This window comes from Vibrio sp. Of14-4 (assembly GCF_022347625.1).
In the GTDB taxonomy this organism is placed as follows: Bacteria; Pseudomonadota; Gammaproteobacteria; order Enterobacterales; family Vibrionaceae; genus Vibrio; species Vibrio pristinus.
This window is the reverse complement of the sequence record NZ_JAKRGI010000019.1, coordinates 72,018-83,560: the sequence shown is the minus strand read 5'-3', so window position 1 is coordinate 83,560 and position 11,543 is coordinate 72,018. Positions and strand designations below refer to the sequence as shown.

The window sequence follows — 11,543 nt, the reverse complement described above, 5'->3', positions numbered from 1 at the left end:
GATAAGGATAGGCTGAGTACAGTAGCCAATTTTCCCTTTTTTATTTTCGCAATAAAGGTACAGTTGCAGACCTGTTCTATGTTCTAAAAAACCTAAATTTTCAAACCGACAAGCAGCGACACGGCCAAAAAACCAAGTGTAAACAATCCCTTTTTTACGATCGAAATAGATATCAGCAGGTCTTGGAGTATTAATAAAGAAAATGCTAAAGAAAATTGCCAAGCCTAGGGAAACACCAGAAACAACAAAGTCTTTTATCAGAAATTTTTTCTGGGTTTCTGTTCCGTAAGAAAATACAGCTTGGCTGTAACTCCAAAGAGTATAATTACCATCCTCATCAAGCATGGTTTTGTAATAGGAATAACGGTTACTGTGAAATTCATTAAATTCATACCCCATTGATTCTTTGACTTGATAGCTAGTCAGAACTTCCCTAGCATGAGCCAGCGAGCTGGGACCTAAATCACTTGAAAAGGTGTATACTAAAAACCATAGGGCTATAACTAATGGAGCAAGAAACGGCAGCCGCAAGTTATCTCTTGCGCTGCGCACGGCAAGCACATCATCTGTGACCTCCATAAAAGGTTCAAGTGGATCATCTTCAGGTTTGATTGAAGTGATCTTGGCAAATTCTTGTCGCCATTTCACTAGCTTTTGTGGGTATTGATACCTAAATAAAAAACCATGGCTGTTTTTTCTTTTCACCGTTATTATCACTTATGACTATATCGCGTGCCCTTTTACCCAGCGGGTTTGGTATTGATGAACAAAATCCCCTTCGGCGTCTAGGGCGGCATTAACGCGTTGCTCAAAGTTGTCTGGTTTAGGATCGATGCGCCAGAAAAACTTGGCGGGTTTGCGCTTAAAAGAAGGGCCAGTGATCACTGCGCTTTTACCATGGTCCATAAAGGCGAGGATTTGCGCGAGTGGATACGTGGTATCGGCTTCAGAGTGAAAGGTCAGCTTACCGGTATCAATACCAACAATCGCCATTGGGCTGTAACCCTGTTGTTTTTTGTTTTCAAACTGCAACACAAGGTTAATGCCAAGGTGGTTTTCAATTAAACCCATTTTATCGAAGTAGGCCGCGCCCACTCTGCCATGGCGCCAGCTATAAACAATTTGCCGTTGGCGGTCAAAATAGATGTCAGCATCTCTTGGTTTGAGAAGGAAAAGTAGCCACATAGCCACAGTTATCACCCACGTTAAGGCCAATAGCACCGCACCTTCTACAAAACCTCCTAAGCGGCCTTGAACTTCCAATGCTCTCATATAAGTAAAGAAAGTTACCTTACCTTCTTCGTCAAGCATTGCGCGCCGATATGCCTCCATCTCATTAATATCATAGCTGGGAGAATACCCAGTTCTACGAAATTCTTGAATGCGTGAGATGCTTTCGTGTGCCCTTTCAGCTAAATAGTTGAAATCTGGCCAAGACTCATAAGAAAAGTAGGTTGCCAGAATAGAAAGCATCAACATCCATGGCACAATATAATAGTTGCGCCTGTTATGGTAGCCCGTTCTTACGGTAAGCACCTTATCATCCACTGACACCACAGGGTCAAACGGGTCCTCCATGGGAATAACGGCTACCTCAGAGCGAAACTCCTGCCACCATTTGGAAAAAGGCTGGGCTTTGGTGGTGAATAGTCCGATAAAACGGCGCTGCATAATTAATCCTTAATACTTATCGTTTGGACGCTCATCGAGCATGCCTATCATATGGCCATCAATACTGCCGGATGAAGTTAACATACGTTTAGGTACTACCAGCGCTGGTTCAGGCTCGTAGCACCATTTTAGTGTCGGCAAACTTGGGCTTATACCCAATCCTACTGGAAACTTAGCCACAACAGTTAAATGCAGCCCATCTTCTTTTAATTGGTGTTGCTCGGGGTTATTCAACGCCGCAAGCAACGCCTGCTTAAAGGTTGTTGTCATGGCTTCATTAGCTACCACAGTTGACGTCCCTGAACGCGAGATAAAGGTATTACACATGGTGCCATGCAATTGAGAAATTCCCATTTTAAACTCAGGTAAGATAAAACGGAAAGTACAAAGCTGCTCTGCACTCAATATCCCTTGTGAAGATATATCTCTATCAACCTTCAGTTGTGGCCAATAAAAATAATTAATAAATTCTTGTGACTCAATCTGAAATGCTGCTTCAATGTAATTTTGATGTCGCAAGTAAGAATCGGATCCCATCATATCTAATCGAAGTGATACAACTTCTATATCTTTTTCGTTAATAAAGTCTGCCCAAAACGAATAGTACTTACTTTTACCCCAAAAGCAGCTAAATAGCAGGTTCTCAAAGTCTGTTTTCTGAAAACGGGTGATGGTATACCCACTCCAAAATAAACCTGCCATAGCCACAGCAAAACAGGCCCACCCAATTGGACCTGAGGCTAGTGTGCCTAACATTAATAGGCTTGCTGCCGCGCCAATTAAGTGGCCATCTCGCAACCCATTATTACCGCTTCGATTGGCGGTAAAGGCGTCAGCAAAGTATACCGCCGCAACCCCTATATTCGCTACCGCGACTAACCCCCTAATAGGCACCTTGGCCAGTTGGGTGTCCATATGCTGACTGTACGCCATAATATTTGCCAACCTTAGCTTGCTGGCAAGTTTACTACTTAAGTTGGGAAGATACTTCTGCACCGCTTGGGCACCAAGTCCTCGATTAAACATCGAAGCGGTAGCCTTGGCGGATTTGGCTCCATATTGAGTTAGAGCAGCACTATCGGCCGCCAACGCCATTAATGTTGAACCCATTTTACCAAGGCCATACAAGGTATCTTTATCATTAACTGGGTCAAGCTCTGCATACTCTTGTTGCGATGCTAAGTCGTACATTGCTAAAACGTTATAGTAAAAAGACCAAGCTGCGAACCCAACATCAACCACACCTCCTGTGATGTGCAAGGATGTTTTCACTTTACTTTTTTCAAAAAAACCTTTTACTTCTTTGGGGCTAGATGGCGTTATTTCTAACTCTAGCAATTGAAAAATACGTTGCTCTTTAGCATCCGCTTTGACTTCCGACCAATCAAGCAGACGCTCATGCCAATTGGTTTTCGTCTTTTGCCACAATGCGGCAGCCTTGCCCGTGTTAGCCTGTTTTTCCAGTAACGCTTCAATATCATCGAGTGATACCGGAATTCTCTTACCATTGATCTTAACCCCTAACAGCGCATCCAAGATATCAGGTAATGTTGTCCTATAAAAATTCTCAAGCCCTGCATTGGCCGCTATCTTGGCCCATTTTCCAGCATGCTGACCCACATAGGAAAAGGCTACAGGAATACGCGCTAAAAAGTTACCAAGGGAAATAAGAACATATTTGGAGACATCGGCTGAAAGCTCACGCCAGTCACCGCCTTGGCACTGAGTGAAAATCATCTTGGCACCTTTAAACATAATCCCAAGAACATTGTCTGTCGGCGTAAGCTCAGCAGTTGCAAACGCTTGGCCTACCCAATCATCCATGGTCTCCATGCCTTCTTCACTGGCGGTCACACCATCAAAAAGCGTACCGAGCAAAAAGAACAGCTTAGCAAGTTCCTCTATCGGCTTAACAATACCCTCTTGGCGAAGATCAAAATAATTGTGCAGATAAAAAGGTAACGAGCCTAGCTCATTTTTCGCTCCTTCTCCGGCGACATAATAATGCATTATATCGAGCCACTGCTGGATCTCTTTTGCCGTATCCTCTTTTTGTGTCTTAGTCTTATTTATAAACTCGGTGAGCGCTTGAGTATCAAGGTTTTCTTGCGCAGCTTTACTGACTTCAGGCACTTCACTGTCCATACAAGCCTTGGCATAAGTGCCAATTGTCAATGGATAAAGATTGTTTTCTTGATAAGCTTGCCCTTCAGCGACCACCGCACGAAGCTTATTGGTAATGTCTAATTGGCGACCAACAGGGTCAAATAACACCACTAAGGTGCCGTCTTTTTTCTCGCTGTGGCTTTTTTGCATGGTTTCGACTAACTCATCAGCCACAAGATGGTAGCTTCGTTGAGTGGTAAGAATATCCATGCCAATATCGGTCGGCTTTTGCGCTTCTTTATCCGCTAGCCATTTCGCATCATGGCTGCGGTAATCTTCCACCAAACTACTTAACGTATCTTGAGTAGCAGTGTCGCTAAAGTCGTCGCTGGCGCTCATGTCAACTTGCTGCATGGCTTGGGTGCGCCATTCTTGGTCGCTGTTCATCTTATCTATGATGTCGGCGGCCCATTCGTGCTCTGAGTAAGCAATCGAGATTTTTTGGGTGCCATTGGTGACAAACGCAAACGGGTAGAAAGTCGCGCCGGATGAGATATCGAGCGTTAAACCGTCTTGGGCGTTTTCTTCGTTGGTGAAATAGTATTTCTCAAACTTTTCAATCACACCGGTGGCGGTTTCAGTTTGCGCGTAGCGGAAAATATGGATCTGCTGATTATCGGCTTTGCCCTCTTCCTCTTTGATGTAAATCCAGCCTTCACGCAACAGGCGCAAAATATAACCGCCGGTTTCATTAAGGCCGGAAGCGCTGGCCATTTCAGGCAAGGTGGGCGGCGCTTGGGCGGGCATAATGGTGTCAAAGAAGTTGGCATAGCCATAGCGCACTGGGTAAATTGGCAACACATCGGCTATTTTACCGGGCACTTCGTTCATAAAGGGTTCGACTAAGTCGATGGTTTGCGTGGTGTTGACTACGGTTTCAATTACCCCAGCTTCAGTAGAATAAACGTTGTCAGCGGCTTTAATTACCTTAACGTTGGCGGTATTGCTCATTAACGTAGACACTCTAAGCTGCATTTTGGCAAACACGCCCGCGATAAGCTCAGTTAACCCCTTGCCGTAGGTCTTAATGGTGTTGATGTGCTTGTTAAATAGCTCATCAGATAAATAGGCGTATTTAAGTTTACTGGCTTGGTCGCGCAAAAACTCCAACCTAGATTGAAGCTTTTTCAGCAAGCTGTCGAAGCTTTCATTGACGGCTTTTTTCGCGGCCGCCCAATCATAATCGTTTAGGTAAGATTGCGGGTTCCCCTCACCACGGGCGCGAATGAAAGCTAGCAAACGATCTGTGGTTTCATAAGGCGCAAGGCGAAGTATGGCCGAGAGTATTTCACCCTCTTCCAGTATCATCGGCATGCTATAGGCAAGCAGAGCCTCTGTGGTGTGTGGCAGTGGCATATTTAGATTGCCAACTAAAGTTTCACAGGATTTTTCTAAGCTGAACTCGGTCGCAGGGTGCAAGTGGGTAAAATGCAGGCGTGTTTCTAGGCCAACAATATCTTGAAAATAGCGGTCGGTGGTAAGCTCATGGCCAATTGCGCCCCATGGCGCCAGCCCAGTTTCTACCCGTGTCGGTTGCCAAAAGCCTTGATTACGTTTGCGCGCCTTATCGAAAAAGTCGTCGTCGCTGATTTCTTCAATGCAATGTGGATTGGTGCGCCGAACTGGAGAGAGACAAAAAGCATCTTGGCTCTCTTGCATCACTAGTTTAACTTTGCCCGGCATTAAACTAGAAACAAAAGACTTACCTGAGCCATCTAGCGCGCCAGCGCCAAGTGGCGTAATCCCTTCATCGGTTAATGCGTAAGGGGCATTGGTCAGACGCTTGCCGTTGGGATAACGCACACATATCTCGCACGTTGAGGGAATATCAAGCTCAGGGGCAACCGTCACACAGGGGTTTTGTACCCCGCCCATGCAAGTTGTGTTGCCCTTATTCATGGTCATTTGATCGCTCAGGCGCGCCACGCCTTTACCCTCGATGAACACATTGGCTGAGGCAGAAATAAATTCGGCTTCATCTTCAATCGTCCCAGACGAAATGCCTTTTTGGTCACCATCAGCGTCGCCAGTACTTTTGGCAAATTTACTGCCTTTAATGGCAATGCTATTGCCACCATCGGCGCTGACTGTCGTAGTACCATCAACAAGATCGGCGGACTTGGCGTTGTTACCATAAGGAATCGGCACAACCGCAGGGCCGACTGTCGTTAAACATACATCAGGAGAGGTCGCATTAGCTTCACCGCCTGACCCTTTGTGAACGATACTTAATCCATTGGCATTGATAGTAACTGGCATACTCTATTCTCGTCGTGGGAGCGATTGATTGGTTCGTGTTTTAAAGGCGTAAAAAGCTAGTTAAGGTCGATTTTTCTGGCTTTAATTTTTTGCGTCTTTTCCGCCTGTGAGGTGATGTACTGAGCTTTAGTCGTCACTCGGCCGCTGTGACCATCATAATGAGTTGAGGCTTTATTACTTTGCAAGGTGACGGACTTGGAGCCTTCCAACACCACTTTTTCTGCTTTGATCACTAGCTCTCTTTTATCGAGATAAGAGAAATAAATGTCTCGCAAAATAGGTAATGAAGGATCGCTGTTCATAAATGTGATCTTGCATTCGAGCTGATTATCGATCGCTAAATTAATCTGCGCGCGGCTAAATGGTCGGCCAATCGAGGCCCAAATAGGTTCACCTGCTGGGTTGTCTTCAAAGTCAACGCTGACTTGTTGGTTGTCAGGGTGGATCTGTTTTATTAATCCGAAACGTGCAGAGCGAAAGGCGGGGTTAGAACCAAACGTAGTCGTAGTCATGGCCATCATACTCACAAAATAATCAAATGTGAGGGCGAATCTACCACCACGTGTGCCAAATGAAAAGTGTCCAAATGACAGTCAAAAACGTGCTTTTCACTAGTAAAACCTGCATTTTAAAACCAAGATTTACGCCACCACTCGTTGATAGACCACAAACCAGCCAGACAAAAAGCATTTTTGGGTTATGAAATTAATTTAAAATACCGTACTAATTCACACATTTTTTCAACTTGATCTGACAGCCAACAGATTTCTTCTGTTCATCCCCCATCATCAGATCGCCTTCCACGGCCATCAGCCGCACGTTTCACTCACCAATCACAATGCCAAAGCCTGTTTTTCAATTTAATCAAACACAGCCACAGGTCGCCTCGATCGATTGGGGCAATCCTACTAGGAAGTTGACCAACTAAAGCAGGAAATAGCGGAATACCCAAATGGGAAAAACCACTTCCGCAAGCGCCTAAAAATACATTCAAGATACTGATTTTTATAGATTTAATAGCTGGCACTTGTCTTGCAAAACACCTGATTTCGAATTGTGTAAGCCAATGGATCAAGTCTGGGGTGTCCCTAAGGCATAGCGCAAACAACAAAGGAGTATTCAAATGAGTTCAATCGATCCAGCCACTATGGCGCAACAACTGGCGACCTTTGATGTGCAGCCATTTAAGCAGCGTTATACCAAGCAAGCCTCTCAGTACCAATCAAAGCTTGATGCACTGGGTAAAGTCGAATCAGCGCTACGTGAGTTTCGCACCGCCGTCAATGAGATGAACAATAGCAGCTCTGGGATCATCAAAAACAGCGCTAAAGTGTCAAGCGAAGGCGTGTTAACCGCCAGCGCTGAATCGAATGCACTGACAGGAAGCTACCAGATTTTTGTCGAGAAGGTGGCAACCTCTCATCAAGTTTCAGTTGGAATGCCTGAGACCTTAGAACCAAGCACCCAAGTACCGCTAACGGGCACACTGACATTAAAAGTCAATGGAAAAGAACTGCTGCTTGATTTAGCCAGCTTAGACAGTGATGGCGATGGCCAAGCCAGCATTGCTGACCTCGCTTCTGCGATTAACCACCATGAAGATAACCCCGGCGTCAACGCAACCTTAGTGCGATCTGGCGGTAAAACCCACTTTATGCTTTCTAGTGAAGAAACGGGCGCAAAGAACGTCGTCGAGGTTTCTGCCTCTGGCACAGGTGAAAGCTGGTTTGAAGACGCGTTTACCAGTCTCAAGGAGCTCAGCCCAGCTAAGAATGCCATCATTTGGCTTGGGGAACAGGGCGGTGGGCTCAAGCTTGAAAACAGCAGCAATACTTTTAATGATGCCATCGATGGCGTTGAACTCACTGTCACCAAAGCGCAAGATGCAGGCGACGCGCCACTCACCATGAATGTTAAAGGTGATAAAGAAGGCACCAAGGAGCAAGTCACTCAGTTTATTGATGCCTACAACGCTTTGATGTCAACGCTCGATAAATACAGCAAAGTCGACGTTGAAACCAATACTCGCGCCCCATTGGCAAGCGACCCTACTCTACGTTCAATTGAAAGCCAAGTGAAATCCGCTGTTCGCGGCGAGTTTGCAGGCATGAGGCTTAGCCAAGTCGGCATAGAAATTGGTCGAGATGGCAAAATGAAACTCGACACCGACACCTTTGAAAAAGCGCAAACTAACAACAGCGCGGCACTTGAAGATATGTTCAACGGCGATGACAACTTGCTCGACTCGCTTGATACCTTAGTTAAGCCTTACCTGCAATTTTCCGACGGCCTGTTTAAATCCCGCAAAGACGCACTCAAGCAAAATATTGACCGGATTGAAGACAAAAAGGTCTCGCTCGATCGCAAGTACGACATGTCTTACGAGCGCTACCTCAAACAGTTTACCCAAATGAACGCCATCATGACCCAAATGAATCAAACCAAATCATTGTTTGGGCAACCACTCTAGGAGATTTTTATGTTAATGGATTCAGGTTACAGCTCTTATCAACAGGTTGATCTCGACGCACAAGCTGCGGCGGCTAACCCGCACCAATTGGTGGTGATGCTGATCGATGGTTTACTCAACGAAATTGAACGCGTGCGCGGACACATTACCTCAGGCCGATTGGCTGAAAAAGGTGCAGGCATTAATAAGTGCATGAATATTTTGGTTGGCCTTGATAGCGCACTCGATAGTGATAACGGTGGTGAAATAGCGCAAAGCCTCCACCAGCTTTATGACTTTTGCCAAATCGAGCTTTACCACGCCAGCGTCGATAACAATATCGATAAGCTGACTAGCGTTGAGCATGTGATGAACAACATACGTGAAGGATGGATGAGTTTTGGTCAGCAAGCATAAAGTCTCCCCCGAGCGATTTCGCCATCTTGCTCAGTTGATTCACATTGCAACCAAAACTCAAGACTGGCACTCGCTAAAACGTTATGACCTGCAGTTAAGGGAGCTGCTCAAGGTTCATAAACCCTATCTTAAAGAACCCAACTTTGTAGGAGTCATTGCCGATGTCAAAGCCGAGCATAAAGCCGCGATTGAGGCACTTGAAAAAGCCATGGGTGAGCTGCAAACCGACATGAATGTGGTGAACGCTCAACACGAAAGAGCGCAAGCCTATCATTTGGCCATGAATCTGGAGTATTAGCCATGCAAACGCTATCACTTGACGCCCCGCAGGCGGCAAAAGCACCCAATGTGCAAGGCTTGGTTAAAAAGGCCAACCCAGCCAGCGCTGACAAAACGCCCAGTGACTCGTTTTCGCTCAAAGCGGCCAATTCGAGTAAGTCCCGACATTCTGTCAAATCCACTCAGGCTACCCAAGAGAGTACCAAAGAAGCGACAAACCAAGCGGACGCTGCGCAGCCTCTAGTAGACATGCCCAGTGCACCAGACATTCATTCAACGCTCGCGTTAGCTCATGCCGAAAATGGAAAAGGGCAAAATGAGCCGATTACTCTCAAAAGGTTAGGCTTTAACAAACCGATGGCAGCGACAGGGCCAACCGTCACTTCCCTGCAAGAAGGGATTGGGCAGGCTGTACAGACTAACTCGGCTCAAGCGAACCACTATCTCACCGCTTCAAGCAAAGTCGCGTCTGTCACTAGTGTACCCATGGATAGCCCTTCATCTTTAACTATGACAAACCTAACCACTGGGTTAAACGCTGCGCCAAACGCTCAAGCCGCTGCGGCGCAAGCTAATACAGGCGTTGAAAGTGCAGCACCCACCGCACAATGGGCTGCAATCAAGGTAGATACAAATTCAGCAAAATGGGGCGAGCAAATGATGCAAGTGCTGCATGACAGAGTCTCGGTTCAAGCTCAGCAAAATTTGCAGCAAGCACAAATACGCCTCGACCCGCCAGACCTTGGCAAGATGGACTTATTGGTGCGTGTGGAGGGCGACAAGCTAAGCGTGCAAATTAATGCCAGTACCACAGCAACGCGAGAAGCTCTGATGCAAGTCTCAGACAGGCTTAGAGCCGAGCTACAAAATCACAACTTCTTGCATGTCGATGTCAATGTTGGCTCTGGGGATACTCCGCGGGATTCATCCAACCATTCCAATGAGCAACAGGCAATGATTATTGACAGCAATGAGCATTCAGACCACCAACTTTCTCTTAGCCCATCAGAGCATTGGCTCAGTACTCACGCTTAATTAGGAATAGCGCAATGACTATGACAAAAAAACAACTGATCGCGGTATTTTCCGCCATGATCCTCACCAGTGCTCTGGTTTCTGCTGCTACCGTCTTTGGTGGTATTTGGTTGGTAAAGCAATCTCATGAGCAAGCCAACGCCGACTCTTGGGTGGAGGATTCACCACTCGCCTTTTTAACTGACGATCCTGACCAAGCGTTTCAGCCCAGCTTCCATCCCTTAGAAAAGGTGGTGCTGAGTATCAAAGGCAAGCGACAGTCGCACTTTGTGATGTTGGGCTTGGCCGTGGAAACGCGTCGGCCGCAGCGCATCACCAACATTAATGACTACATGCCAGTAGTGCGCAATGCGCTGCTCAAACTCTTTAGCGATAAAACGTATGAGGATTTACGCCAAGATGGCGCCATTGAACAGCTGCAAAATGAAATCAAACAAACCGTGTTACTCGCCTTTCAAAAAACCGACATAGTGCGCGATATCGATGATGTACTGCTGACCAAATATGTCGTGCAGTAAGGAGTGACGTCATGTTGGATATGAACGTTGAACAAGACTATGTCATGCAAAGCCAATCGCTTGCTGAGCACAGCTCAATCGATGAAGCGGCGCTGCTGAAAAAGCATACTGTGCTGGTTAACCGAATCGTCAATCAGCTTAGGGTTCATGTCAGTCCGCATTGCAGTGTGGAGGACATGCAGCAAATCGGATTAATTGGTCTGCTTGAAGCTGGAAGACGCTATGGCGATGTTGATGATGACCACTTCCCAGCCTTTGCCGTTTGCCGGATTCGAGGCTCTATTTTAGATGAGTTGCGCCGCCTTGATTGGCGCTCTCGCCAAACCCGTCAGCAAGCCCATGAACTCAATGATGTGACAAGAGATTTAATGCGCCAGCTTGGACGCCAACCCTCGGATGCGGAAATAATTCAAGCGCTCGGCACAGACAAAAAGGATTTACTGACAAGGCAAAACGCTGCACTGGCGGGTGAAATGCAAAGTTTAGATCAGCTGATTGAAAACGGCGTCGATACTCAGTCCAATGCCATTTATGACGGCATGGCTCATGAGCATACGCGCCGCAGTCTTGAAGCTGCATTAGCTAAATTGCCCCAGCGCGACCAGCTTTTGATGACCTTGTTTTATCAGCACGAACTCAATCTTAATGAAATCGCTTTGGTGCTGGATTTAACCCCACCAAGAATTTGTCAGCTACATAAAAAAGCACTCAAACAACTCAATTACTACTTATCCTCCTAGGAGTCACAC

General features: G+C 46.3%; 10 protein-coding genes. 6 read left to right on the top strand and 4 right to left on the bottom strand.

Annotated elements, in window-relative coordinates; translation table 11 throughout:
* From MHN79_RS16885 to MHN79_RS16870, 4 genes are all read right to left on the bottom strand, one after another.
* Positions 1-705 (bottom strand): hypothetical protein (locus MHN79_RS16885; RefSeq protein ID WP_239173845.1); only part of this gene is annotated, 705 nt, incomplete at its 3' end.
* An 18-nt stretch (positions 706-723) separates the two neighbouring features.
* Positions 724-1,671 (bottom strand): hypothetical protein, encoded by a 948-nt coding sequence (locus MHN79_RS16880; protein ID WP_239173844.1) that lies wholly within the window; start codon positions 1,669-1,671, stop codon positions 724-726.
* Positions 1,672-1,680: 9 nt separating this feature from the next.
* On the bottom strand, positions 1,681-6,096 hold the full coding sequence (locus MHN79_RS16875; protein WP_239173843.1) for a PAAR-like domain-containing protein: 4,416 nt from the start codon (positions 6,094-6,096) through the stop codon (positions 1,681-1,683).
* Positions 6,097-6,152: 56 nt separating this feature from the next.
* A complete protein-coding gene (locus MHN79_RS16870; RefSeq protein ID WP_152429906.1) occupies positions 6,153-6,608 on the bottom strand; it encodes a hypothetical protein in 456 nt (151 codons plus the stop codon).
* Between the two features lie 611 nt (positions 6,609-7,219).
* On the opposite strand from MHN79_RS16870, the gene fliD reads away from it, so the two are divergent.
* Genes fliD through MHN79_RS16840 form a run of 6 tightly spaced genes read left to right on the top strand, consistent with a single transcriptional unit; the run spans position 7,220 to position 11,534 of the window.
* Positions 7,220-8,566, top strand: coding sequence for a flagellar filament capping protein FliD (gene fliD, locus MHN79_RS16865; protein WP_239173842.1), 1,347 nt, complete (start codon positions 7,220-7,222; stop codon positions 8,564-8,566).
* Positions 8,567-8,575: 9 nt separating this feature from the next.
* Entirely contained in the window at positions 8,576-8,962 is a 387-nt protein-coding gene (gene fliS / locus MHN79_RS16860) for a flagellar export chaperone FliS (protein WP_239173841.1), read from the top strand.
* Positions 8,946-9,260: a LafD gene (locus MHN79_RS16855; protein WP_114786889.1), complete on the top strand. Its 315-nt coding sequence runs from the start codon at positions 8,946-8,948 to the stop codon at positions 9,258-9,260. The genes fliS and MHN79_RS16855 overlap by 17 nt, the downstream gene beginning before the upstream one ends.
* A gap of 2 nt (positions 9,261-9,262) precedes the next feature.
* A complete protein-coding gene (locus tag MHN79_RS16850; protein ID WP_239173840.1) occupies positions 9,263-10,276 on the top strand; it encodes a flagellar hook-length control protein FliK in 1,014 nt (337 codons plus the stop codon).
* Between the two features lie 20 nt (positions 10,277-10,296).
* Positions 10,297-10,794 (top strand): flagellar basal body-associated FliL family protein, encoded by a 498-nt coding sequence (locus tag MHN79_RS16845; protein WP_239173847.1) that lies wholly within the window; start codon positions 10,297-10,299, stop codon positions 10,792-10,794.
* Between the two features lie 11 nt (positions 10,795-10,805).
* Entirely contained in the window at positions 10,806-11,534 is a 729-nt protein-coding gene (locus MHN79_RS16840) for a FliA/WhiG family RNA polymerase sigma factor (RefSeq protein ID WP_275436524.1), read from the top strand.
* The last annotated feature ends 9 nt before the right edge of the window (positions 11,535-11,543 follow it).

What these genes read in the sequence shown, in the direction of transcription:
- MHN79_RS16880 (WP_239173844.1), bottom strand. Translation starts at nt 1,671, where the DNA reads ATGCAGCGCCGTTTTATCGGACTATTCACCACCAAAGCCCAGCCTTTT.
- MHN79_RS16850 (WP_239173840.1), top strand. Translation starts at nt 9,263, where the DNA reads ATGCAAACGCTATCACTTGACGCCCCGCAGGCGGCAAAAGCACCCAAT.
- MHN79_RS16840 (WP_275436524.1), top strand. Translation starts at nt 10,806, where the DNA reads ATGTTGGATATGAACGTTGAACAAGACTATGTCATGCAAAGCCAATCG.
- MHN79_RS16870 (WP_152429906.1), bottom strand. Translation starts at nt 6,608, where the DNA reads ATGACTACGACTACGTTTGGTTCTAACCCCGCCTTTCGCTCTGCACGT.
- fliS (WP_239173841.1), top strand. Translation starts at nt 8,576, where the DNA reads ATGTTAATGGATTCAGGTTACAGCTCTTATCAACAGGTTGATCTCGAC.
- fliD (WP_239173842.1), top strand. Translation starts at nt 7,220, where the DNA reads ATGAGTTCAATCGATCCAGCCACTATGGCGCAACAACTGGCGACCTTT.
- MHN79_RS16875 (WP_239173843.1), bottom strand. Translation starts at nt 6,096, where the DNA reads ATGCCAGTTACTATCAATGCCAATGGATTAAGTATCGTTCACAAAGGG.
- MHN79_RS16845 (WP_239173847.1), top strand. Translation starts at nt 10,297, where the DNA reads ATGACAAAAAAACAACTGATCGCGGTATTTTCCGCCATGATCCTCACC.